21 protein-coding genes are annotated in these 24,603 nt (G+C 73.4%); 1 reads left to right on the top strand and 20 read right to left on the bottom strand.

Annotated features, from left to right (window positions below):
- Nucleotides 1-26: 26 nt before the first annotated feature.
- The 13 genes from ACIRB7_RS12460 to ACIRB7_RS12400 all read right to left on the bottom strand — a co-directional run bounded on the left by ACIRB7_RS12460 (nt 27) and on the right by ACIRB7_RS12400 (nt 15,243).
- Nucleotides 27-1,847 carry a lectin gene (locus ACIRB7_RS12460; RefSeq protein WP_403597649.1) on the bottom strand — a complete coding sequence of 607 codons (1,821 nt, stop codon included), beginning with the start codon at nt 1,845-1,847 and terminating at the stop codon, nt 27-29.
- 362 nt (nt 1,848-2,209) lie between these two features.
- On the bottom strand, nt 2,210-3,436 hold the full coding sequence (locus ACIRB7_RS12455; RefSeq protein WP_403596340.1) for an NADase-type glycan-binding domain-containing protein: 1,227 nt from the start codon (nt 3,434-3,436) through the stop codon (nt 2,210-2,212).
- Between the two features lie 5 nt (nt 3,437-3,441).
- Complete coding sequence (locus tag ACIRB7_RS12450; RefSeq protein WP_403596337.1) at nt 3,442-4,011, bottom strand: phage tail protein; 570 nt, start codon at nt 4,009-4,011, stop codon at nt 3,442-3,444.
- Nucleotides 4,008-5,996: a putative baseplate assembly protein gene (locus ACIRB7_RS12445; protein WP_403596334.1), complete on the bottom strand. Its 1,989-nt coding sequence runs from the start codon at nt 5,994-5,996 to the stop codon at nt 4,008-4,010. The genes ACIRB7_RS12450 and ACIRB7_RS12445 overlap by 4 nt, the downstream gene beginning before the upstream one ends.
- Nucleotides 5,997-6,006: 10 nt before the next feature.
- Entirely contained in the window at nt 6,007-6,405 is a 399-nt protein-coding gene (locus ACIRB7_RS12440) for a GPW/gp25 family protein (RefSeq protein WP_351219852.1), read from the bottom strand.
- Nucleotides 6,406-6,439: 34 nt separating this feature from the next.
- Nucleotides 6,440-8,254: a VgrG-related protein gene (locus ACIRB7_RS12435; RefSeq protein WP_403596331.1), complete on the bottom strand. Its 1,815-nt coding sequence runs from the start codon at nt 8,252-8,254 to the stop codon at nt 6,440-6,442.
- A complete protein-coding gene (locus ACIRB7_RS12430) occupies nt 8,251-8,991 on the bottom strand; it encodes a LysM peptidoglycan-binding domain-containing protein (RefSeq protein WP_403596329.1) in 741 nt (246 codons plus the stop codon). The genes ACIRB7_RS12435 and ACIRB7_RS12430 overlap by 4 nt, the downstream gene beginning before the upstream one ends.
- Nucleotide 8,992: 1 nt before the next feature.
- Nucleotides 8,993-9,430: a phage tail protein gene (locus ACIRB7_RS12425; protein WP_403596326.1), complete on the bottom strand. Its 438-nt coding sequence runs from the start codon at nt 9,428-9,430 to the stop codon at nt 8,993-8,995.
- Nucleotides 9,431-9,480: 50 nt separating this feature from the next.
- Nucleotides 9,481-9,969, bottom strand: coding sequence for a hypothetical protein (locus ACIRB7_RS12420; RefSeq protein ID WP_403596324.1), 489 nt, complete (start codon nt 9,967-9,969; stop codon nt 9,481-9,483).
- A gap of 2,580 nt (nt 9,970-12,549) precedes the next feature.
- Nucleotides 12,550-12,702, bottom strand: a complete 153-nt coding sequence (locus tag ACIRB7_RS12415; protein ID WP_351219857.1) for a DUF6760 family protein — start codon at nt 12,700-12,702, stop codon at nt 12,550-12,552.
- Nucleotides 12,699-13,121: a hypothetical protein gene (locus ACIRB7_RS12410; protein WP_403596321.1), complete on the bottom strand. Its 423-nt coding sequence runs from the start codon at nt 13,119-13,121 to the stop codon at nt 12,699-12,701. Before ACIRB7_RS12410 ends, ACIRB7_RS12415 begins: the two co-directional genes overlap by 4 nt.
- Entirely contained in the window at nt 13,121-13,564 is a 444-nt protein-coding gene (locus ACIRB7_RS12405; protein WP_403596318.1) for a phage tail protein, read from the bottom strand. Before ACIRB7_RS12405 ends, ACIRB7_RS12410 begins: the two co-directional genes overlap by 1 nt.
- 92 nt (nt 13,565-13,656) lie before the next feature.
- A complete protein-coding gene (locus tag ACIRB7_RS12400) occupies nt 13,657-15,243 on the bottom strand; it encodes a phage tail sheath family protein (protein WP_403596315.1) in 1,587 nt (528 codons plus the stop codon).
- A gap of 228 nt (nt 15,244-15,471) precedes the next feature.
- Here ACIRB7_RS12400 and ACIRB7_RS12395 point away from each other — a divergent pair, with 228 nt between their 5' ends.
- Nucleotides 15,472-17,139, top strand: coding sequence for a peptidoglycan-binding protein (locus ACIRB7_RS12395; protein ID WP_403596312.1), 1,668 nt, complete (start codon nt 15,472-15,474; stop codon nt 17,137-17,139).
- Between the two features lie 88 nt (nt 17,140-17,227).
- On the opposite strand, the gene ACIRB7_RS12390 is transcribed toward ACIRB7_RS12395, so the two are convergent.
- The 7 genes from ACIRB7_RS12390 to ACIRB7_RS12360 form a co-directional block, all read right to left on the bottom strand.
- Entirely contained in the window at nt 17,228-19,330 is a 2,103-nt protein-coding gene (locus ACIRB7_RS12390) for an ATP-binding protein (RefSeq protein WP_403596309.1), read from the bottom strand.
- Nucleotides 19,327-19,992 (bottom strand): DUF4255 domain-containing protein, encoded by a 666-nt coding sequence (locus ACIRB7_RS12385; protein WP_403596306.1) that lies wholly within the window; start codon nt 19,990-19,992, stop codon nt 19,327-19,329. The genes ACIRB7_RS12390 and ACIRB7_RS12385 overlap by 4 nt, the downstream gene beginning before the upstream one ends.
- Entirely contained in the window at nt 19,992-20,639 is a 648-nt protein-coding gene (locus ACIRB7_RS12380) for a response regulator transcription factor (RefSeq protein ID WP_403596303.1), read from the bottom strand. Before ACIRB7_RS12380 ends, ACIRB7_RS12385 begins: the two co-directional genes overlap by 1 nt.
- A 318-nt stretch (nt 20,640-20,957) precedes the next feature.
- On the bottom strand, nt 20,958-21,560 hold the full coding sequence (locus tag ACIRB7_RS12375; RefSeq protein ID WP_403596300.1) for a hypothetical protein: 603 nt from the start codon (nt 21,558-21,560) through the stop codon (nt 20,958-20,960).
- Between the two features lie 65 nt (nt 21,561-21,625).
- On the bottom strand, nt 21,626-22,834 hold the full coding sequence (locus ACIRB7_RS12370) for an ABC transporter permease (RefSeq protein ID WP_403596297.1): 1,209 nt from the start codon (nt 22,832-22,834) through the stop codon (nt 21,626-21,628).
- A complete protein-coding gene (locus ACIRB7_RS12365) occupies nt 22,831-23,520 on the bottom strand; it encodes an ABC transporter ATP-binding protein (RefSeq protein ID WP_403596294.1) in 690 nt (229 codons plus the stop codon). The genes ACIRB7_RS12370 and ACIRB7_RS12365 overlap by 4 nt, the downstream gene beginning before the upstream one ends.
- Nucleotides 23,517-24,590: an efflux RND transporter periplasmic adaptor subunit gene (locus tag ACIRB7_RS12360; protein ID WP_403596291.1), complete on the bottom strand. Its 1,074-nt coding sequence runs from the start codon at nt 24,588-24,590 to the stop codon at nt 23,517-23,519. The genes ACIRB7_RS12365 and ACIRB7_RS12360 overlap by 4 nt, the downstream gene beginning before the upstream one ends.
- Nucleotides 24,591-24,603 lie beyond the last annotated feature (13 nt).

The following is a 24,603-nucleotide window of genomic DNA, read 5'->3' as shown; positions in this document are numbered from 1 at the left end:
GAGAGGGGCGGGTGAGGGCCGGTGGCTCAGGCCGGGTTGTGGGTCCACTTCTGGTTGGCCCCGCCGGTGCAGGTCCAGATCTGCGCCCGGGTCCCGTCGGCGGAGGAGTTGCCGGTGATGTCCAGGCACTTGTTCGCGCCCGTGTTGACGAGGTCGTGCGTGCCGGCGTCGTAGGTCCAGCGCTGCGCTGCGGTGCCGTTGCAGTTGTACAACTGGACCTGGGCGCCGTCGGCCGTCGAACCGCCGGTGACGTCGAGGCACTTGCCGAGGGCCCGGGCGCTGCCGTCGGCGGCGAGCGTCCAGCGCTGCGCCGTGGTGCCGTTGCAGCCGTACAGCTGGACGGGGGTGCCGTCGGCGGTGGCGCCACCGGCCACGTCCAGGCACTTCCCGGCCAGACCGGTCAGCGGGCCGGAGCCGGTGCCGCCGCCGGCCGTCCCCGACCAGGTGAAGGTCGCGGTGGTACGGGCGGGCAGCGCGTACGTGAAGGACTGGTTGCCCCAGTTCACCCGGACGGACTGGGCGGAGGCACCGCCGTTGTGGGCGATCAGCGCCTTGGAGCCGTCGGAGTTGCGCCAGGCCACGTTCTGGACCGTGCTGTTGGCGGTGGAGGCGATGCGGTACGCCCCGGGCCTGACGAACTTGGTCAGGTGACCCGTCGTGTAGTACTCGACCGTGTAGTCGACCTGCCCCGCGCGGGCGCCGCCCTCCTGCACGGTGATGAGACCGGTGCAGGTGCCGCAGCCGCCGTTGTGCGGGCCCATGTTCTGGTTGAGCCCGAGGCTCCACTTGACCAGGCTTCCGCTCCAGTTGCGGGCGTAGCCGACGATGTCGTTCAGGTCCTCGTTGTGCTGGTTGCCGATCCAGGTGCCGCCCGAGTGCTCGGTGCTGAACTGCTTCACCGACGGGTACTGGTCGTGGACCTGGGTGCCGACGGCCGGGTCGCCGAAGTAGCCGTGCCAGGCGATGCCGCCGAACAGGGGATCGTTGCGCACCCCCGCGTCGCCCAGGATGCCCGCGCCGAAGGTGGCGTAGTCGCCGTAGTTCCAGTCGTGCACGAGGACCTTGGTGGTGATGCCCGCGGCCCGGAAGGCCGGGTAGACGTGGTTCTTGGTGAACTCGACGAGCCCGGCCGGGTTCCAGCTCATGCCCGGGTAGTTCATGGCGGTGGGGTTGCCGGCCTGACAGCAGTTCGGCTCGTTCTGCACGGAGAGGTAGTCGACCTTCACCCCGGCGGCCTGGTAGCTCTGCACGTACTTGACCAGGTACTGGGCGTACAGCGGGTAGTACTCCGCCTTGAGCCAGCCCATCTGGTCCATCCGGCCGTTGTCCTTCATCCAGCCGGGGGCGCTCCACGGCACACCCTTGACCCGGAGCGCCGGGTTGAGCTGCTTGGCCTGGGCTGTCAGCAGCCGGACGTTCGTGTCGTAGCCGTTGGACCCGAAGTCGTTCAGGTCGCAACAGGTGTCGTCGAGCGAGACGTGCCCGGGGCGGGAGAGGTCGGAGGCGCCGATGGGGTTGCGGACGAAGGACAGTCCGATGCCGTCGGTCGGCGAGAACAGCTTGCGCATCACCTCGTCGCGGGTGGCGGCGCTGACGGCGCCCCCACGCAGCAGATGGGCGGTCGTGTCGGTGATCGACGCGCCGCCGCCCTCGAACTGCTGGTAGGTGGTGCTCTCGTCGACGGTGATCGTGTGGCTCGCGGTCCCGCCGGCCGGGCCGAACGCGAGGGGCGCCTGTGGGGCGAGACCGCGGGTGACGGTACGGCCGCCGGAGTCGGAGGTGGTGGTGAGCCAGACGTCGACCCGCTCCCCTGCGGCCTGCGCGGTGCCAGGACCCGCCAGGACCAGGCTGCTGGCGACGAGGGCGCCGGCGGTGAGCGCGGTGAGGGGCCGGAGGCGGTGGGTCCGGGTGCTTCCTCCCCGTCGCTCCGGTCCGCCTCCTCGGAGATACGCGAGCCCACGCCTGAGTGTGTTATGCACCTGACAACCCTTTCGCCGTTCCGTCTCGCGACGGACCACAACAGCAAGCCTTTTATCAAGTAGTGAAGTTATGGGCCGCACTTGAGGCCGTCAACCCTTCGGGAGTGGAAGGCATGACCCCGAGGCGACGGTCGGCCGTGTCGTCGAACGTCAGTCGTGTCGTCAACGGTGACGAGCGGTCCGGCCGGGGAAGGAACACCGGCCCGGCCGGACCACAGGAACGACGGGCGTCAGTTGACCGATCGGCCGAAGAACTCCAGCTCCGCGACGGCCACCTGCTTGCGCGGGTCCGCCCGCCACGCCGTCCGCAGCACCAGCTGCACCGACAGCGCGTCCCGCACCCGCACGTCGACCCGCTGGGTGCCGCCGTCGTTGATGCGGTGCTGTGAGACCCGCGCCTCGCCCGAGGAGTCCCTGACCACGAGGTCGAAGGTGCGCGGCGTCGCCTGACCGTCCGCCTGGGTGGTGTTCTTCGAACTGCCGGGGGTGATCAGGACGCTCAGCAGATCGGTCGGCTCGGCGAAACGGGCCTCCAGGTACTGCCCGGCCGAGTCACCCGCGTACCCCGTCCCCCACCAGGTGTTGGAGTAGCCGTCGCCCACCAGCTTCGGTTCCTGCTTCGGCGCCGAGTGGGAGGCCGCCCAGGCGACCGGGTGCACCGGGACCCGGGTGGCGAAGTGGTCCTGGACCGCGCGGACGGCGGGAGGGCCACCGACCACACCGCCGACCACCACGGCCACGACCCCCGCGGCGATCAGGGCGCGCACGATCCAGCGGCTCCGGTCGCGGTTCAGCCCGGGACGCCGGCCCGCGTACGGGCCCTCGGCCGTGGAGAGCTGCTCGGGGACCATCGGGGTCGCGCAGAAGCGGCAGAAGCGCCGCCCCGGAGTGTTGGCGAGCGAGCACGCCGGGCACGGGGTGCCGCCCGGGACGGGCGCCGGCGCCTCGGCGGCCCGGACCGTCGGACGCGCCGCCTCCGGCCGCGCGGGCAGCACGGGCGCGGCGACGGCAGGCTCGCCGGGCCGGTTCCCCGGCACCGGGACCAGGAGGGAGCGTACGAGCGTGTCCGAAGGCCCGTCCGCCGGTGGCGCGGCGGGCGCGGGCGCCTCCGAGGACGCCTCCACGGCGGGCAGCGGCGCGGTCACCTCCTCGGGATCGACGGAGGTCGGGCCGTCGGCCGCACCGGAGTCGGCCGATGCCGATGCCGACGCAGCTTCCGGGGACGGGGAAGGGGAAGGGGACGGCTCCGGTCGGGGCCCGGAAGCCGACGCCCCACCGTCGTGCGTCGCCCCGCCGACCGGACCCTCCAGGGCCGCCGTGTCGGCATCGGACGAGGTCCCGCCGGCCGGGGCGTCCCAGCGCAGGAACGCTCCGCAACTGTCGCAGAACGACTGGCCCGACGTACGCACCGGGCTCGCGCAGTCCGGGCAGGGACGGGACTGGGACACGTCACTCATCAGGGTCAAGCTCCTTCGGATGTACGGGAAGTGGTCACCGACACCGTGAACGGCAGGTGCGCGGGACGGGCCGCGGCCACGACCGCCCGCAGTCGGTGCGGATCCACGGCGGCCGGGTCGGCGACCCGGAGAACGACACGCAGCCCGGCCACGGGCGTCCCCGGGAAGGGGCCGAGCGGCCCGGCGGACCAGCTCGCACCCCCGCTCTCGGTGATCTCCGGGGGGACCCCGAACGCCAGCCGGACCGCCGCCGCGAGGCCCTGCCGCGTGCCGCGGACCCGGTGCAGCGCCACGGCGGAGGCGACCGCGTGCCGGCGCAGCGGCAGCGGCTCGTCGCCGTCCAGCTCCGCCCCGACCCAGGTCGCCAGGTAGTCCACGAAGTCGGCCGGGGCCAGCGCGGGAGAGAAGTACGCCTCCAGCGAGTCCAGGACGTTGAAGAGAGGCGCGAGGACGACGTCGAGACCGGAGACGAACCGCTGCCCGAAGTCGTCCTCCGCGTAGACGGCGGGCAGCGCCGCCCCCAGCGGGTACGGCGACGCGAGCCCCGGAACCGTACCCCGCGCGGACCCGCTCACCGCGCCTCGATCACACGGACACGGTGGTCGAACGGGAAGAGCAGCGCCGAAGGCGACAACTCGATCCGGTCCGTCGTGTCACCCCTGCGACCGGTCAGCGGGTCCGCCGGATGCAGCAGCACCTCGTCCACCAGCTCCACCCCGGGCACCCGCTGGAGCGCCGCGAAGACCTCCCCGGCCCGCAGCGGACGCCCGAACGGCCACCCCTCGCCGTGCGCCCCGCCCGTCAGCGGATCCAGGTACGCGTACAGCGTGTCGAGCGCCTCGGCACGCACCCGCTCCGCCTCGGCCGCCCGGAAGGAGTGCAGCGTCGCCACCACCGTCACCCCCTGGTAGAACGGCGGCCCGACCGCCAGCCGGGTGCCCAGCGGACGCCGCTCGTCGAGGAACCCGGTCACCCGGGACAGCAGCTCCTCGCCCGGGACGAGCTGCTCGAACCGCAGCCGCCCGCCCCGGTCCGGCACCGCCTGTGGCACCACCAGGACACGCACCGCGTTCTCGCCCGCCTCGGCGGCGTCCGCCGCCAGGCAGGAGATCCGCGCCGCCTCGGGCGCCGCCCGGCGCGCCAGCTCCTCGTAGTCGCGGGCGGTGACCGCCCGTTCCTGCGCGCGCAGGCTGACCGGCGCACGGGACTTGGCCTCCTCGACGGTCTCCCCGTCGACCCCGCCCCGCGCCGCCTCGCGGTTCTCCACCCGCGCGATGTACGGGATGGAACTGCGCAGGACGGTGATCGTGGACCGGGCCACGTTGCCCGCGCGGCCGCCCCCGGTGCCGTACCGCACCGCCCGGATCGCCGCGCCCTTCGGCGGTACCGCCCCGAACTGCCGCAAGGTGCCGTCCGGTTGGCGCACGCACGGTCCGAAGGCGATCTCGCCGGTGGTCGCGTCCAGCGTGAAGTGCCGGTCGCCGGGACGCGAGGAGGCGAAGTCGCGGACGACGCTCCACTCCTGCCAGCCGGCCTCCGGGTCCTCCTCGTCCATGCCGCCGTCCGCGCGCTCCGCCACCTGGAGGAGTAGCGGCGGACGGTCCACGACCGGCGCGTGCGCGAGCCGCACCCGCTGCCCCGCGACGCCCTCGGAGTCGCCGAGCGGCTCGTCGCGCACCGTCTCGGCGTGCGCCGCGCGTACCGTGCCGCCGATGGTGAACGCCCCCGCGGCCCGTACCGTCGGCGACTCGCTGTACGACGGCAGCCCCTCGGCGGGCTCCACGACCCGGCAGCGCACCCAGCCCGCCTCGTGCCCGCCGAGCCGCGACACCGCGTGCCCGGACGGCATGTGCAGCACCACCTCACCCGGCCGGTTGAGCCCGCCCGTGGTGTCCTCGTCGACCTCGCACACCACCCAGCCCTCGGCCGCGGTCCACGCCTCCCACACCAGGGGCGGCCGGCGCGGGTCCACGCCGACGCCGTCCACCCGGCTGTCCAGGTCCAGGACGAGGAGACAGTCCGGCACGGCCGCCGAGAGACCGAGCAGCAGCAGATCGCCGACGCGCGGCGAAGGCGAGAAGGCCGGCACGTCCTCGCCGCCGATCAGATCCTGGGAACGGTCCTCGGGCGAGCCCCCCGCCTCCTGGCGTACGAGATGGCTCAACGTGCAGGGAACGACGGTCAGGTCGGCCGTGGTGGCGAACACCACCGCCTCCTCCGTCTCCGTACGGCCCGTGGACACCTCCGTCCCGGTGGGCAGCACCACCGGCTCCGGCTGCGGAGCCGACAGCCGGAACGTGATCTCGGCACGAGCGGCGGCGGGCGGGAACAGTGTCACACCGAGCAGGTCGAGGAAGGCCAGATGGTTCTTCTCCGGGACCCGGTTGAGACGGTAGACGAGCTGGTCCGCCATGTGCGCGACGGCCTCGACCAGGGTGACGCCCGGGTCCGAGACGTTGTGGTCGGACCACTCGGGGCACGCCTGCTGGATGTAGCGCTTGGCGTCGTCGACGAACTGCTGGAAGCGCCGGTCGTCGAGATGGGGTGCGGGCAGGGCCATGGCGGCTCTTTCAGTCCTCGGAGGGGATGACGTAGAAGGGGAAGACGAGGTTGCGCGGATTGTTGGCACCGCGCACCCGGTAGCGGACGTCGATGTACAGCGTGGTCGGCTCACCGGGCGCGGGGGAGACCGTCACCTCCTCCACGTCGATGCGCGGCTCCCAGCGGTCGAGCGAGGACAACACCTCGTACCGGACCCGGCCCATCGTCGCGTCGTTGACCGGGGCGAACACCAACTCGTGCACCGCGCAGCCGAATTCGGGCCGCATCGGCCGCTCGCCCGGAGCCGTGGCGAGCACCAGCCGCATCGACTCCTCGATCTCCCGGTCGCGCCGGACGAGAGCGATGGAACCGCTCGGGCCGGTCCGCAGGGGGAAGGCCCAGCCCGCGCCGACGAAATGCTCACTCAAGGAAAGGTCCTCCTCCGGGCCGGGTCACCGGCGGTCAGAACGGCAGGTTCGCCGCGGCGGGGTTGAGCATCGGGACGGTCGACGTGACGAACATCGGCGCGTTGACGACGGCCTGGGTCAGCGCCGAGACCTTGAACTTCACCCCGGCCTTGATGTCCACGCCGAGCCCCGCGTCGAGCTTGATCCGGCCCTTCGCGGAGAGCGTCAGATCGGTCCCCGACTCGACCGTGACTCCCCGGGCCCCCGTGATCGTGACGGTCCCGTCGCTGGCGATGGTCAAGGTCGTACGGGCCTCGTTCAGCTCGACGCTCAGCCCGCCCTTCGCGGTGCGCAGCCGGATGCCGTGCGAGGCGCGCGTCCGGCCGCCCTCCTCCCGCAGCTCCACGGTGTGGCCGGTACGCGAGGTCAGCGCACGCCACTGGACCCGCCCGCTGGTCGGATCGACGGGCGGCACCCGGTCGGTCGCCGGGGTGTGCCGGTCGACGCCGTTGTACAGCCCCGCCAGAACGTACGGATGCTCGAGCGACCCCCGGTCGAAGGCACACAGCACCTCGTCGTCCACCTCCGGCAGGACGAGCCCGCCACCACCACGACCGCCCAGCTGGGCGACCCGGCACCAGCCGCTCTCGTACGTCGCCGACAGCCACGGGAAACGCAGCCTGACCCGACCCTGCGACAGCGGATCCTTCGTGTTGGTGACGAGCGCGACCGCGACGCCCGGCATCGGCGGCGCGGCCTCCCCGCCGCCCGAAGCCGTCCCGTACAGCGAACGGAACTGCCGCCCCGACACGGTCAGCCAGGTCGTGAACTGCCGCCCCGAGGCGAAGACATGACGCACCCCGGTGGCGGTGTACCGTCCCTCGAAGGGGAAGCCCGCACCCTTCACCGCCACCGGCTGTCCCGGCTTCAGCGCCGGATTGCCCGTGACGGCGACCTCCAGCTCCGCGAACGACCCGGTGACGTCGTCGGCGAGCGCCGTCGCCGCCCGCGTCACCTCGGACTGCGTGGTGAACGGCGTGTCGGTCGCCGCCAGTTCGGCCGGTCCGAACGGCGCGGACAGCTGCGCCGGGGTGATGTCGGAGACGATCTCCTTGCTCGCGACGGCGGGCGTCGGAGAGGACAGCGCCTGCTTGGTACGCGGATCCCAGCCCCGCACATCCACCGTGCCGACCTGGCCCGCGGCCGTGACGGACACCCGGCTCTGCAGGGTGTTGCTGCCGAAGTCCAGGACGTACGGGCTGACCGCCGCCGGCGTCGTGTCGGCGGGCGCGGAGGACGCCGGGGGCAGCGCCGCGAACACCAGCCGGCCCGCCGGATCCAGCGAGAGACGGACGTCGTTCTCCCGCGCGAGCCGGGACAGGAAGTCCCAGTCGGTGATGTTGGGCTGGGTGGCCAGCTCGTACACGGTGGGCGTCGCGTCGACCCGGCCGAGCGGGATGCGATTGAGCGCGGCGAGCTTCCTGACGATGTCGGATGCCGTCATGTTCGGATAGCCCTCGACGCGCCGACTGCGCAGCAGCCGGTGCCCCGGGTCGTACCCGCGCACGATCAGATACCGGCCGTGGCCGGGCGCCGTGTCCACCTCGACGGCGGTCACCTCGCCGGTGAGCATGGGCTCGCCCAGCTTTCCGTCGGTGAACGGGGACAGCACCGCCATGGCGCCGACCTTGAGGAAGGGGAACTTCGTGGTGAGGGTGCCGTCCTTGTCGCCGAAGGTCAGCTGGAAGGCGGACGGGACGTTGACGCTGGCGTCCACCCAGCCCTCGGTCAGGCGGACCGCGAGCGGGTCCGGCAGCGGCGTGCCGTCGAGCTGCACGTGGAGGACGGTGGTGAAGGTCTTCTCGCTCATGAGGTGCCCTCGGTCTCCGGCGTTTCGGTGGTGGACGGGAGCAGCAGTTCCGTGCCGGGCCGCAGCCGCATCGGGTCGTCGATGCGGTTCGCCTCGGCGATGACACGCCAGCGCGTCGCGTCGCCGTACTCCCGCCAGGCGAGGGAGGCGAGGGAGTCCCCGGCGACCGTGCGGTGCACCCGGCGGGCCGAGAGCGCGCCCGACGTCGGGTTCTGCTTCTTGGTCGCGCTGGAGATCTCGGTGAGCGAGAGCGAGCAGGTGGCCCGGATCGGCATGCCACTGGGGCTGAACAGGGTGTACGTCGCGGAGACCGAGGTCACGTACGCGACGAACTGCACCGTCGAGAACGCCCCCCAGGTGAACTGCACCCACGGCGGCGACGGCGCCATCGCGCTGATGCTCTGCTGGGTCACCTCGCAGCACGAGAGCAACAGCTCCACCTGCTGCTTCACATCGTTCGACGACGGGTCGCCGGAACGGTCGAGGAACACCTCCAGCTGGAGCTGGGCCGGCTGGCTGCCGGTGAACTTCGGCGGCGCGCCCCGGTCGTAGGCCACGGCCTGCTCGGTGAACCAGCTCGCGGACCGGCTGAGCTGGAGCTGGTCCGGGTTGAACTCGAACCGCACCTCGCCGAGCTTGCCGCCGTAGTTGCTCGAAAGGTCCGTGGGCGGCTGGTGGATGGCGAGCGACGCACGGGAAAGACCGCTGGCGATCAGGCCGCCGAACGACGGTGCCATCTCAGGAGCCTCCCGCGTCGGTGAATCCGTGGTGCGCGATCTCCAGGGTCTCGGTCGCGACGGCCGGGCTCGACGGGTCGAGGGTCGGCCCGGTCCAGCGGACCGGCAGCACCTCGACCAGACCCCACTGGGCGACGACCGATCCGTCGGCGCGCAGCGCCGCGATCTGCGCCGTCGGACGCGTGATGCCGGTGGCGAGCGACGAGACCCAGGCGGCGACCTTGGCCGTATCGGGAGTGAGGGGGCGGGTGAGACGGATGGTGGAGAAGGTGACGCGGGTGGGGAGCTGCCAGACGAAGCCGTTGTTCCCTCCCTCCCGACGCTGCTCCACCTCCACCTCGGAGGAGAGACCGTCACAGCTGTTGAACAGGCCGAGGTCCTGGCCGTCGATGCTGAGCGTGAAGAAGACGGTGGATGCGGGGTCCTGCTGCTGGGGCATGGTGGCGGGTCTCTCGGATAGTCGGTGTCGGGCGGTGGGCTGCGCGCCGGTCAGCGACCGTGGTCGCGGAGGCGGCCCACCCGCTCACGGTCGGCGCGGAGCTCGGCGCGCAGGAGCCGTGAGAGCGGGGTGACGAGCCGGCGGGCCAATTCGTCCAGCTGGCCGGGCGATTCGGTGTCCGTGGTAGGGGCGGGCGGCTCGGCGCTGCGTTGGACGGCGGTCCGGGTCACCGGCGTGGCGCGGGGGGCGTGCGCTGTCGGGGCGGGGACGCCGGTCGTCCGCTGGAGCGGGGCGGGGGCCGCGACCGGGACGCCGGGCACGGGCGCCGGGACGGCCGCGGGAGCGGCCTGACGCTGGACGGCGACCGGGCCCACGACGGGCCGCGCGGCGGAGGTTGGGGTACGGGGGTGGGCGGGCGCGCTCGCGGCACCCGGCAGACTCGGCGTGAGCGGCCGGGTCGTGGCGAGCGGAAGCGTGGCCCGCCGCTGAACGGCGGGCGCGGTGGCGCGGGGCAGATCGGTGAGGGCGACGACGGGCACGGGCCGGGGCGGCTGTGCAGGTGGGTCCTGGCCGACCGGCGCAGCGGGGGAGTCGGCGTCGCTCAACGGGTCGGGTGCGGCCGGGGCCCGCTGAACGACGGGAAGCGGGGCGGGGACCGGTGCCCCGCCGGGCCCTGGGGCGGCGGCCCGATGCGTCACGGCCGTCGGCGGCGCCGGGCTCGCCGGGGCGGCCGGAGCGCTTGCGCTGCCCGGCGAGGCGGGAAGCGCGGACCCGGGCGCGGGCGCCCTCTGGATCCGATCCGACTCGGTGCCGCCGGCGGGGGGTGTGAGCGTCGCCGGGGTAAGGGGCGCGCCGATCGGCGATCGTCGGGGTGCGGGGTTCGTACGAGGGGTGGGTGCGTCGGCGGCCGAGCGCTGCACGGGGGCTCCGAGGCCGGGCGGGGTGGGGGCGGTCGGAGGCGCCGGCTTCGCCGGAAGTCCAGGCGACGCCGGGGCCGGCAGGGGCGTGGCCGCCGCCGTGTTCCAGTCGCCGCCCGGGGCGCGCCGGGTGCGGCGCACAGCAGGGCGGCGCTGTACGGGAGCGGGGGACGCGCCGTGGGGAGGAGTCCCGGGCCCGACGGGGGAATCGGGGCCCGGGACGTTCTGGGGCCGCCCGGCAGCCGAGGGCTCCGGGGCGGTCGTGGGCATCGCCCGGCGCTCGGGCGCGGCCGTGCCAACCGGCTGGTCGGCACGGGTCGGGGCGAGTTGACGTAGCGGCTGTACGGGCCGGGCGGAGACGAGCGGCGAACGACGAACGGGCCCAGGGGACGCGTCCCCGCCGGCAAGCGGCACGGCTCCCGTTGCGGACAGGGGCGTCCGAACGACCGGGCCGGGCCCGACCACGGGCACGGCAGCACGCTGGACGGCCCAGGAGGCGGGCCGCGCCGCGCCCGACGGCGCCGACGCACGTGGCACACTGCCACCGGCCGCGGGTACGGGGGAGACGCCACCCCGTACGGGCGCGGAGGAGGCCTCGCTCCGTGCGGGTGCGGCAGCCTCACCTCGTGCGGGCGCGGTCGTCGCATGACGCTGTACGGGAGTCGCTGCCGAACCCCGTACAGGCGCGGGGGCAGCTTCAGGACGTACGGGCGCCGCGGGTGCGGCCGTCGCGTCGCCCTGAACGGGAGCCGCTGCCGCACGCTGTACGGAAGTCGAAGCGTCACCTCGTGCGGGAGCGGCCGTCGCGTCACGCTGTACCGGGCCCACTGCCGCACGCTGTACGGGTGCGGTGGAAGCGGAACCCCGTACGGGAACGGAGGCGGCCGCAGGTTGTACGGGCGTCGCGTGGCCCTGTTCGGGGCCCGCTGTCGCACGCGGTACAGGTGCGGCGGAAGCTGCGCCCCGTACGGGTGTGGGGGCAGCCGCAGGCGGTGGGGGAGTCGTAGCGCCACTTCGTGCGGATGCGGCCGACGCGTCGCCCTGTACAGGGCTCGTTGCCGCGCGCTGTACGGGTGCGGTGGAAGCGGAACCCCGTACGGGTGCGGGGGCAGCCGCAGGCTGTACGGGCGTCGTAGCGTCCCCCCGTGCGGGTACGGGCGTCGCTGCCGCACCCCTGACGGGTGCAGCGGAAGTCCCACGCCGTGCGGAAGGCGCAGCCTCAGTCGGTTGTACCGCAGCAGCCTCACCCCGCGTCGGAGCGGGGGCGGCCTCACGTTGTACGGGAGTCGCACCGTCACCCGGACCTGGAGTCGCACCAGCACCCCGTACGGCAGAGGAAGCCCCCCGCCGCACGGGAGGCGCGCCCTTAGCCGGTTGTGCCGCGGCAGCCTCACCCCGTGCCGGAGCAGGGGAAGCCTCACGCTGTACGGGAGTCGCTGCCACCCCCCGTACGGGAGCGGCGGACGTCCCACGCCGAGCGGGAGGCGCAGCCTCAGCTGGTTGGGGCGCAGCAGCTGCACCCCGTACCGGAGCGGGCGATCCCCCGCCCCCTACGGGAGCCACGGCCTTGCCCGCTTCTGACGCGGCAGCCCCACCCCGCACGGGTGCGGCGGACCCCCCACGCTGTGCGGGAGCCGTGGCCTCGCCCGGTCCCGGAGCCGTAGACGCTCGCTGAACCGCCGGCGGCGTGACGTGACGACGCCCGGCCCCCGACTCCACCGACCCGCTCGCGCGGCCCGGAGCCGACCCCCCCGCCACACCGGGACCCGGCCCCGCCCCCGGGCGGGAAGCACGCCCCGCGCCCGGCTCACGCCCCGTCCCCGCCACCGGCAGCCGCAGCCCCGGCAGTTCCGTCGTTTCGGGGGCGGTCGCCGACCTCTGTACGGGACGTACCGCGTCGAGGAGTACACCACCGGGCGCGTCAGGCACCGCCCCGTGGCCCAGGTCGCTCTGGAAGGAGGGGTTCCAGTGGGTCGCGAGCGACGCGGCGAAACCGTGTTCCGCGACGGTGCGCGGTGTGGCGTCCAGGACCCGCTGCACGGGCGGCAGGCCCCGCCACGCGTCGCCGGACGCCGCGGCCGGCGCGACGGGCGCGGTGCTGCCCCTGTCGCTCCCGGCCCGCGCGTCGCGCGACGCCCGCGCCGCCCGCCATCTCTCGAACATCCCCACCGTCTCCTCCTACCTCCTCTCCCTGTACCGCCGTTACGCCTGCGACCGCTCCACCAGCGACGCCACCTGTGCCACGTACCTCCGCCGGTCCGCGTGTTCCAGATCGAGGATGTCGTCCATGTCCCAGTGGAAGTGGAAGGCGAGGTACGCGGTCTCCTCCTCGATCCGGTCGGCCGCGTACGTCACGATTCCCCCAGGCGGCTCCCGGCCAGCTCGACCTCGAAGGACTCCTCGCAGTGCGGGCACGCGACGGCGGCCCTGGTGTGGCCCTCCGCGTTGATCTGCCGGTAGAAGTCCTGGAGGAACGCCAGGTCGGAGGCGAACATGTTCTCCACCGTCCCGTCGTGGACCGACGGGAGCGTGCCGAGCCGGGTGATCACCCGGCCGAGCAGCACCACGGACAGGTACGCCGGGTTCTCACGGACCCGGATGTCCCGCAGCGGGAGCAGCTCGTCCCTCGCGGTGGCCAGCCGCATCGCCCCGGTGCGGTGCACCGCGCCCGCCTCGTCGACGAAGCCGCGCGGCAGCTCGAACTCGAACTCCGTACGGAGCGGCTCCTGTCGACGGCCCTGCTGCGTGCCCGCCGCTCCTCCTTCGCGTCGCATCAGCCGAGCGTCAGCTCTTCGAAGGTGATGGTGACCTGCTCGGTCAGGGCCGCGGCGTCACCGGCCTTGGTGGCGCTCAGCTCCACCTTGGTGCACCAGGCGGCGCGCAGGTTGTACCGCTTCACCTCGGTGAGCTGGTAGTCCAGGAAGATGATGGACGCGTCCTTGCGGGCCGAGCCCATGTCGCCGGCGATGGAGGACGTGATCCACTCGGTGAAGGCGGCGGACTGCGTGGCGCCACGGGTCACCGTGCACTCACCGGCCTTCTTCACACCGGGAAGCTTCTTGATGATCGGCTTGCCGTCCGCCGAGACCTGCTGGAACTCGATGACGTCCTGCTCCATCGAGAGGCCGCTGATCTCCTGGAGGGTCTCGACCATGACGCCGTCGATCTGCAGGCCGAAATTGTGGGTGGTGAGGGCGTCACCGGTGTCGAGAGACATGACGGTCACTCCTGTTCATGAGAGGGAGAGGGAGAGGGATGGGGGAGGGACGGGGGGCGTGCGGCAGGCGCGCGAGCGAGAGGGGCGGAGGCCTACTCCTCCAGCTCGCCGCCACCCCCCGGGAACTGCGCGAGACGGAAGACCACGAACTCGGCGGGCTTCACCGGCGCGATGCCGATCTCGCACACCACACGGCCCAGGTCGACGGACTCCGGCGGGTTGGTCTCGGCGTCGCACTTCACGTAGAAGGCGTCCTCGGCGCGCTGGCCGAACAGGGCTCCCTGGCGCCACTCGTTGACGAGGAAGGCCGAGATGTTACGGCGGATACGGGCCCACAGCGACTGGTCGTTGGGCTCGAAGACGACCCACTGGGTGCCGACGAGGATCGATTCCTCGAGGTAGTTGAAGTAGCGGCGGACGTTCAGGTAGCGCCAGGCCGGATCGGACGCCAGCGTCCGCGCGCCCCACACCCGGATGCCCCGGCCGGGGAAGGCGCGGATGCAGTTCACGCCGACCGGGTTGAGCAGGTCCTGCTCGCCGCGCGTGATCTGGAGCTCCAGGTCGACCGCGCCGCGCACGATCTCGTTGGCGGGGGCCTTGTGGACTCCGCGCTCGGAGTCGTTGCGGGCCCAGACGCCCGCCATGTGACCGGACGGCGGCACCGTGCGGGTCTGGCCGCTCGCCGGGTCGAAGGCCTTGATCCACGGGTAGTACAGGGCCGCGTACCGCGAGTCGTAACCGGCTATCTCCTGGCGCCACTTGCGGATGTCACGGGCGTTGAGGGAGGGCGGCGGGTCGAGGATCGCCATGCGGTCACCCATCAGCTCGCAGTGCGCGATGAGCCCGAGCTGGACGGCCTTGACCTGCTCCAGGTCGATGAGCCCCTGCTGGTAGGCGGCCATCAGGTCGGGCACGGCGACCATGTTGATCTCGTCGAACGCCTCGAGGCCGCCGAAGCCGGTGCGGTCGGCGGAGTCACCGATGAACTGCCCGGACTCGAGCGCGGCGGCGACGTCGGCCTGCGCCGGGACCTGAGCGGCCACCTGCGCCGGCGGGGCGAGCGTCACCGCCTGCGCGTCGGGCTTCGCGAGCTGCCCGCCGGCGGCGGCCTCCTCCAGGACGATGGTCTTGGAGCGCTGCTTGACCTGCGCGACCACGTAGTTGCGGGCGCTCTTCTTGGCGGAGGCGTCGAAGCTCTCGACGACCTTCTCGCCGTCCTTGACGACCAGTTTGAAGCGTTCGGTCTCGCCCTCGACGTCCTGCACCTCGACGGTGAGCGCCCCACCGGCTTCGGAACCGGCGGCGATCGCGGCGACCCGGAAGGTGCCGAGCGCCACGGCCTCACCGGCGACGAGCTGCGGCGCGGCGGCGACGGCGGCGGCCGATCCGACGGCCCGCGTGGCGCCCTGCGCGTCCCCACCGCCGACGCGGACGACATACGCGGCGGTGCCGCCGTTGTTGAAGAAGCCGTACACGGAGTGGGCGAGGTAGTACCCGTCCGTGAAGTCACCGAACGCCGCCACGTACTGGGACCAGTTGGTGACGAGCACCGGCTCGTTCAGCGGCCCGACGGGCGAGAGGCCGACGAAGGCGGCGACAGAGGTCCCGAGGCCCTCGATGGGACGGGAGCCGCTGGCGACTTCCTCGACATAGACGCCGGGGGACAGGTACGTGGGCATGGCGCGTGTTCTCCTCGGCCGTGGACAGCGGTCGTACGCTTCCGACTCTCGCCGTTCCGCCACCGCCCCGACGAGGGAGGAAGGGGCGCTCGTGAGGGCAGCGAAGGTTGCCCTCACGGACACCGATGTGCCCGGCCGGGCAAGAGGGCTGCGGGGGCACGGAGCGCTGCCCCCGAACAGGGTCGTTCGGGCAGCCGGACGCCACCCCCGCGCCCTTAGCGTTCGCCCATGACCATGTGGACCTCTCTGGACCCGGCCGAGGTGACCGTCGAGCCCGGAGCGCGCGCCGGCGCCCGACTGCGGGTACGGAACACCGGCGACACCGTCGAGGAATACCGCCTTTCCCTCGTCGGAAAACCTTCGGGCTGGTCCCGGGTGGAGCCGGACGTACTCCGCCTCTACCCGGGCAGCGAGGGGACCGCCGAGATCTCCTTCGCCCCGCCCCGCTCCTCCGACGTGGAGGCCGGGCCCCTCGCGTACGGCATCCGCGTCGACCCCCGGGAGAACGTCGCCGCTCGCGACGTGGTGGAGGGCCGGCTGACCATCACGCCCTTCACCGAGACCCGCGCCGAACTGCTGCCGCCCGCGCTCGTCGGCCGGTTCAGCGGGCGGGCCCGTATAGCCGTGGACAACCTCGGCAACACGCCGCTGACCGCGTCACTCGTGGCGCGTGACGAAACCAACCGGCTCACCTTCGACGTACGGCCGAACGCCGTGCAGATCGCCCCGGGCCGTGCCGCCTTCGGCGAGCTCGTGGTCCGCCCCGAGGCCGTGCGGTGGACCGGCGCCGAGGAGTCGCACCGGTTCACCGTGGCCGTACGGCGGGCGGGCGACGACACCGCGCTCGAACTCGACGCCACCTTCGACCAGCGCCCCGTCATCGGGAACTGGCTCATGGTGGTGGGCGGACTCCTCCTGACCGCCGCGATCGCCTTCGTCGTGCTCTGGTTCAACTTCTCGCCGAAGATCGTCAGCGCGGCGAAGGAGAGCCGGGCGTCCGCCGCGCCCAGGCCCGCGCCGCAGGGGACCGGCAACGAGCTGCCCGACGCCCCGCCACCGCCCGGTGGGGCCGGAGGACCCACGCCCGGGGGGAACACGCCCGGTGCTCCTCCGCCCCTCATGGACGACGGGCCGCCACCGGCCGGCGGGGACGGCGGGCAGGACGGCGGCCCGGGGAGCGGCCCGGCGGAGGGCGGACAGGACGGCGGAGGGCAGGACGGCGGGGGCCAGGACGGTGGGGGCCAGAACGGCGGCGGAGCGACCGTACCGCCGCCGGACAGCGGCGCCGGAGGGAACCAGCAGCCCGCGGCCCCGCCCGTCGCCCCGAAGCCCGTGCCGCCCTGGGTCCCCGGATCACCCAAGGACCTCGTCGTCGAGTTCGCCCAGGAACGCCTCGCGAACATGGGGGCCAGCAACGTCTGCCGGCTGAATCCGGGCTGGACCCCGGGCGTGATCGACACCCCGACCCGCACGTCCCTCGCCTGCTACCAGCGGGCCGTCGTCAAGGACGGTGAGGAGAACGGCAAGAACTCCGCCGCGATCTTCCACACGGACCAGGTGGGCACCCTCGGCAGGGCCACGCTGACCTCGCTGTGGGCGCAGGGCATCACACCGGAGAAGGTGCGGTCGGGCGCCACCACGTGGGAGACGACCCAGCTGATGGCCGCGTTCTGGGCGGCGTACAACCGCGACTACAGCGACGCCGACTTCCAGCGCGCACGCGTCAACGCCCAGCGGGGCATCGACCACTTCCGCGCGGACAAGGACGCGACCACCCGCTACAGCGCCGAGGTCGAGTCGAAGATCCGCGCCTACCAGGCGGCTGTCGGCCTTCCGGCGACCGGCGACGTCGACTGGCCGACGCTCCGCAAGATGCTCGGCGGCAGCGTCATGTGACGATGTGCCCCTGTGACCTGAGGGGCACGTGAGGCGACAGCAGGAGGGGGCCACCGGCACGGGTGGCCCCCTCCTCCACGTCATGACGTCACGGAGCCCAGGGCGCCCCCGCGTCCAGGACCAGCCGCCCCGCCTTCTGGTACTCGCGCCGCGCCCCGGCCCGAACGTCCGCGCCGGTCACCGCCGAACCACGGGCCGCCGCGAGGTAGCCGGCCGTCACCGCCGCCGACCGGATCGCGCCGCCCGCCAGCTCGAACTCCTTGGCGCAGCGCACGATCTCCTCGTCCACGTCCTCCGCCTTCGGCGTGCCCGCGAGGCAGGAGTGCCAGAGCGAGACCCGCTGCGGGGGGTCCGGGAACGGAAAGTCCACGACCAGATCGAGCCGGCGCGTGAAGGCCTCGTCGATGTTGGCCCGGAGGTTGGTCGTGAGCACCGCGATCCCCGCGAACGCCTCCAGACGCTGGAGCAGATACGCGCTCTCCAGATTGGCGTACCGGTCGTGCGAGCTCTTCACCTCCGACCGCTTCCCGAAGACCGCGTCGGCCTCGTCGAAGAGCAGCACGCAGTCCGTACGGTCCACCTCGACGAAGATCCGCTCCAGGTTCTTCTCGGTCTCGCCGACGTACTTGTCGACCACCGACGAGAGGTCCACCACATACAGGTCCAGGCCCAGTTCGCCGGCGACCACCTCGGCACCCAGCGTCTTGCCGGTGCCCGACTCCCCGGCGAACAGCGCGACGACACCACGCCCCCGCCCGCCGCCGGTGCGCAGCCGCCACTCGCCGAGCACCCGGTCCCGGTGGCGGGCCCGGCCGGTCAGCTCGTGCAGCAACGACAAAGGCTCCTCGGGCAGGACGATGTCGGCGAAGCCGACCGCAGGCCGGATCCGTCGCGCATGACTGTCGAGCAGCGGCGCCGAGACCAGCCGGGCACCGCGCTGCACCTGCGCCAGGGTCGGCGCGGTCCCTTCGAACGCGGCGAGCGCCCGCGCCGTACGGGCCGCCCGGCGGACCTGGTCGCCGCTGAGACGGTACGGCGCGGTGGCCTCGTCCAGGTCGAAGTCGCCATCCGTGGAACCGAGTTCGCGATGCCACAGATCGCCGGGGTCCGCCGCGTCCTCCGGCGCGTCAAGAGCCAGCAGCTCCGCGCCCGGGGCCCACCCCGGGTCGGGGGCGTCGGTCCCGGCGAGGACCACGGTCGTCCCCGACGAGGCGAGGACGCGCACCAGCGGACCGGGCCGCGGCGGCAGCGGTTCGACGACCACGGCGGCACCGCGGAGCCGGGCCTCCCGCAGCAGAACCCGCGCCGCCTCCACGTCGACACCTTCCGGCCGGTACCGCAGTACGGGACGCCCGGCGCCGAGCAGCGCCGCCACCACCGCGCCGGTGGCGGCCCCGGGAACACGCTCCCGCAGATGTACGGTGACGGGCCCGGCGGCCGCGACCCGAGCGCCGAGCGTGGTGGGCGCCGCGGCGACATCCGCACCGGCGGGGTCCGTGCCGGCGGCGGGGTCCGTACGGGCGGTACGGCGGTCCGTTCCGGCGTGCGCCGTGCCCACATCCGCACCGGTGAGCTCCGGGCCGGCGCCGGTCAGCAACTCGACCCCCGCGCCCTCCAGCCCGCCGTCGAGCCGGCTGTCGTCGCCCAGCAGATGGGCCACCACCCGCTCCGGTACGCGCAGCGCCCGCCCGGGCAGCGGCCGGTCCTCGTCCTCGACGTCGAGGAGACCGCCGGAGCGCAGTGGCGCCGCCGGGTGGAAGCGGTCGCGCGCGGCCACGTCGGAGGGACCGGTGCCCGCGAGGCCGAGGGCGAGGGCCACGGTGGCGCGGCGCCGCCCGACGTCGTCGTTGAGGTACCCGTACGACGTCTCGAAACCCCGGTCCACCTCGGGCGCGAGCGCCGCGAGGAGGATGTGCGCGTCGAGCGGGGACAACCCGAAGGACCGCGCCAGCCCACCGAGCCGATCCGCCCGGCCGACGTCCGGCAGAGGCAGAGACAGAGGCGGACCGGCGTCGTCCGCCCCCATGGAGAGCGGCTCCGAGGCGGAACGGCGGGCCGCCTCCTCGCTGACGTACAGCCCGCGCAACGGATCACCCGCCGTGGGATCGCCCGCACTGCGGGCGTCCACGAGCGCGGCGACCCGCGCCCGCAGCGCGACGATCAGCTCCAGCACACCCTGAGGACCGCTCATGCCCCGGCCCCGCCCTTCGCGTCGCCGGAGGCAGAGCTCGTCGCGCCGCCGCCCTTGCTCCCCGCGCGCCGGATCATCCGGGGCCTGGTCGCGGCGGGCACACCGTCCGTCCCGCGCACGACGATCTCCGCCTCCGTCACCGGCGGCGCCACGTCGTACACCGGAGTGACCGGGAACGGAGTGGTGATCACGACATCCAGCGAGGGCTTGAGCTCGCCGCCGAGCGCCGACCAGATGTCCGCGAACGACCGCGACTCGGCGGGCGGTACCGCGACGGTGAGGGGCAGGGACGCGGCGATCGGGCGCACCGACTCCGGCACCGCGTCGCCGGCCAGCACCTCGTGCGGAAGCAGCAGGGCCATCGCGCCCGCGAGCAGCCGGTGCTCGTCCTCGGGCCGGGAGGTCCAGGCCGTCACCAGGTAGGAGAGCCGGAACCAGCGCGGTGGCTGACGCCTGCGCGTCACGGCGCCGCCGGCGTCCCGCTCGGCGTAGGCGCCGCGCTCGCGCCGCGCGACGTCCTCCCTGATGTCGTACAGATAGGCGTTCAGGGTCGGGGCGTTGCGGCGGGCCGCCCAGTCACGGGTCGGCGCGTCGAAGGCGACGTCGCCGGTCACGGCGGGCGCGAGCAGACGGCGCAGGGCCTCGTCTATCTCATGGATCATCAGATGTAGCCTTCGCGGAGCGCGTACGCGACGGCATGCGCCCGGTTGGTGAGCTGGAGACGCGTCATCAGCGCGTGCAGGATGTTCTTGACGGTGCGTTCGGAGTACGCGAGCTTCTCGCTGATCTGCCGGGTGTCGAGTCCCTCGGCGAGGAGCCGCAGGACGTCCACCTCGCGCGGTGCCATCCCGAAGAGCGGCACCGCCCCGCCGCTGGCCGCTCCCGTCGTCGCCCGCTGCAGGCGCCCGACCTGGTTGAGCAGTCGGCTGACCAGGTCCGGCGGCAGCTCGCCGTCACCGCGCGCCGCACTGTGCACGGCACTCAACAGGCGTTGCTCGGTGGCCTGATGGCGCCAGATGATGGCCCGCACGCCGTACTCGACGACGGCCAGAAGGTCGGGCTCGCGCAGCTCGCGCGCGACGAGCACGACCCGCTGCTCCCGCCCGCGCAGCAGGCGCCGCAGCTCGGCCGTGGTGGGCTCGTCGATCCGCTCCGCGAGCATCACGGCGACCGCCGGGGCGCTCCGGCTCCCGTCGTCCTGGTCAGGGACGACATCGACGGTCGGCTGATGCCGCAGGTGGCTGATGAGCCCGGCCCGACTCAGTGGATCGGACGCGTGGACGGTCACCGTCACCGGCTTGGTGAGCACTTCCCCTACCTGCTCTTTCTCACTCGCCTCGACGGTCCGGGCGCGGCAGGGCGCCCGGGAACGACCGCTGAGACGGCCGCTCCGGCATCTCCCGCCGGCTGATCGGCACGCATGGTGAGCCCCCGAGGTCTACTGATCAGCGGCCGACGCACCGGTCGGCCGCACTTGGTCCCGCCCAGTTTCCCGTGCGCGACTCACGTCCCACTGGCGTCGCGCTAACGTTCTACTGCCGCTGTTCGGAACCCAGTTGCTCCCGTCTCACCAACCGTTGTCCGTGTGGTCCCTGTCACGTGCGGGGATCGGCACCGGACAAGCTCTCTAGTACGGGCCGCCGCGGAACAGGAGGCTGCCGTGGTGGCGCGGGCGGTAACCATGCTCGTGGGCCGCGTCGGAGCGATCGGCGGGCGCCGTGCGCCCCGCCAGGGCCCGGAGCGTCGCCAGGCCGGCCAGTACCTCGTCGCGGTGGTCCGCGGTCTTCATCCAGACGGGCAGCCGGGCGAACATCGACAGCGTCGGGGAGGCGTTACGCTCGCGCAGCCGGGCGCCCACGTAGGCGGCGAGAGCGTCGACGTGCTCCTCGTCGTAGGCCCACAGGATCCGCCCCGCGCATCGGGTCTGCAGCCAGAGCGGCCGCCGGAAGAAGGGGTCCTCGGTCCCGCCGGGCACCGCACCGACCAACGCGGATTCCCGCTGCTCGGCCGTCCACTCGGCGAGCGCACCGCAGCCGGCGCAGACGAGGCGCCGAGGCAGGAAGTGCCGAGCGCTGAAATACTCCGGCGCCGCGACATCGGGGCGGGCCACGACGAGCGCCCGGCCACCGCACCTCGGGCACACCACGTGCACCCGCCCGGTGAACCAGGCGAGCCACGTGCCGTTGTCGAGGTGACGCTCCGGTCCGGGGCGCGCGCTCTCGGAACTCATGAGCGACACCCTGCCAGGCCCGCCCCGGCCCGGGCGACCGGATTACGCCCTCCCCTACGCTGCCCCTATGCCGCCGCCAACGCCAGCGTCGGTGACAGCCGTGACGCCCGGACCGCAGGATAGAGCCCCGCGACCGTGCCGATCGCGAGCGTCGCGGCGAACCCGCCGCCCACCGCCCACAGCGGTACGACCCAGGGCAGCCCGCCCGTGGACGCGTACACGCCCGTCGCCGCCCCGCCGAGGGCCACTCCCGCAAGGCCGCCGAGGCCCGACAGCATCAGGGACTCCGTCACGAACTGGATCCTGATCTGGCCCCGGGTCGCACCGAGGGACCGGCGCAGACCGATCTCGTGCCGGCGTTCGAGCACCGAGATGATCATGGTGTTGGCGACGCCGACCCCGCCCACCAGGAGCGCGATCCCGCCGAGACCGAGGAGCAGCGTGGAGAACGCGCCCTCCGTCGCCGCCTTGGCCTTGAGCGCCGAGGACGGGTCACCGACCGACACGTTCTGCGGGTTGCGCGGGTCGATCGTCGGCGCGAGGAGCCGCTGGACGTCCCGTACGGACGCGTCCGTGGACCGCTCGTACACCGCCGTCGGATGGCCGTCGAAGCCCAGCAGCCGCTCCGCGCCCTCCCACCCGACCAGCGCGGAGCGCTCGATCTCCGGGGCGAGCGGCAGCGGGGCGAGGACACCGATGACCGTGAAGTACCGGTCGTCGATCCACACCTGCTGCCCCGGCCGCGTGATGCCGAGGCGCTCGGCCGCGACATGGCCGAGGACCACGGACGGATAGCGGCCGTTGGCGGCGTTCAGCCACGTACCGGAGGCCGTACCGCCGCGCAGCACGTCGAGGAGCCGCTCCGTGGCCGCCTTCACCGCGATCCCGCCGGTCTCGCCCTCCGGGATCTTCTCCGAGCGGCGCACCGAACTCTTGAGGTCGCCGGTCCCGGCGGCCTCCTCGACCCCCGCGATCCGGCCGACCATGCCCACCGCGTCCTTCGGCAGCTTGACCTCCTGCCCGCTGAACATGCCCTCGCCCGGCTTGGCGACCAGCATGTTCGTGCCGAGCGCGTCGAGCTGCCGGAGCAACTGCGCCTGGCTGGAGGCCGAGATGCCCACCACGGCGATCATCGTGGCGATCCCGATGGCGATGCCGAGCGCCGAAAGCACGACCCGTACGGGCCGGCTCCGCAGCCCGGCGGAGCCGACGTGGAGGACATCGCGCGGGCCGAGCCTGGCGGCCCTCAGCGAGGCGCGTGTACGGGACCTCATGCCGCGACCTTTCCACGAGCCGTGTCCGCCACCACACGCCCGTCACGGATCCGGACCTGCCGCGGCAGCCGTCCCGCGATCTCCGTGTCGTGCGTGATGACGGCGATCGTCGCTCCCTCGGTGTTCAGTTCGCGCAGGAGCTCCATCACCGCCTCACCGGAGGCCGAGTCCAGCGCCCCCGTCGGCTCGTCGGCCAGCAGCAGGGCCGGTTCGCCGACCACCGCCCGCGCGATGGCGACCCGCTGCTTCTGCCCGCCCGACAGCTCGTGCGGCCGGTGCCTCATCCGGTCGGCGAGCCCCACCCGGGCCAGCGCCTCGGCGGCCATCGTCCGCCGCCGGGCCCGGGGCAGCCCTGAGTACAGCAGCCCCTCGGCCACGTTCTCGAGGGCCCCCACACCCGGCACCAGATGGAAGGCCTGGAAGACGAAGCCGATACGCCGGGCCCGCAGCGCCGACAGCCTGCGGTCCGAGAGCGAGGCGATGTCGTGCCCGGCGATCTCGACCGTCCCGGCACTGGGCCGGTCCAGGGTGCCGACGATGTGCAGCAGCGTCGACTTGCCCGATCCGGACGGCCCGACGATCCCCAGCAACTCCCCTTCCGCGACATCGAGATCGACGCCGTCGAGGGCGCGGACCCCGCCCGCGTACTCCTTGGTGACTCCGGAGAGCCGCACCACCGTGCTCATGCGGACGGCACCCCGACCTTCATGCCCTCGCGCAGTCCGGCGCCGCTGACCTCGACCCGGCCCTGTCCGAACATGCCGAGCTCGACCTCCACGTCCCGGACCGTGCCCTTCTCGACGACCTGGACGCCGAACCCGCCGCCGGGCAGCGCGAGCAGCGCGTTGACGGGGACGGACAGGACGTCCCGGCGTGTCTCACCGGTGAGGTCGACGGTGACCGGGGACTGGTCGATGCCCCCGACCTTCCCCGGCTCGTCGAAGGAGACCGTGACGGGCACCTTCGGCGTCGTGTCCTGCGGGTCGTCGCCCGCCGACGCGGTCTTCCCCACCGCCGACACCTTCCCCGGCAGGTCCGTACCGTCCGGCAGCCGCACCTTCACCCGCGTCCCGACCCGCGCCGACGCCGCCTCCGACACGGGTATGTCGAAGCGCACGACCCGCTCGGAGCCGGTCACGGTGAGCACAGGACCCCCCGGCGCGGTCCGGTCGCCCGGCGCGGCAGCCGCCTCCTTGACCCGTACGGCACTGCCCGCGAACGCGATCCGGTCCGGACCGACCGTGCCCGTCTGCTTCAGGTCGTGGGACTTCTGCCACCGTTCGACGGCGGCCGCCGTCTTCGCCGTGTACTCCTCGTCGACGTCGAAGCCGACGTACCCGAGGGCGGCGAGGTTCTCCTCCAACTGGCGCACGTCCTTGCCCTTGTCCCCCTTCTTCAGCGTCCGGTACATGGGCTCCGCGCCGTACATCAGCCGGACCGGGGCGCCCTCGACCTCGTACAGCCGCTCGTCCCGCTCCACGACCGAGCCCGGGGCCGCGACCCAGGTGAGGACTCCGGCCGGCCCCGCGTTGATCTTCCGCTCGCCCAGATACCCGAGCGTGCCGTCCTGCTGGGAGCTGTCGCTGAGGTCGCCCCGGGTGACGGGGGCCGTCGCGCGCGGCAGCCCCTCGGAGCCGGCGGAGCCACCCTTCCCGTCCTGCGTCTTGTCGGGCGCGGACACGGCGGTGACGGCGGCGCCGCCGCCCGCGACGGCGACGATCGCCGCGAGGGCGAGGACCAGCCGGCGCCGGGCCATCGGGCGCTCCCCG

The organism is Streptomyces sp. NPDC093795, assembly GCF_044764665.1.
Taxonomy (GTDB): domain Bacteria; phylum Actinomycetota; class Actinomycetes; order Streptomycetales; family Streptomycetaceae; genus Streptomyces.
The sequence above is the reverse complement of the archived record's forward strand: the minus strand, read 5'-3'. Positions and strand labels throughout refer to the sequence as shown.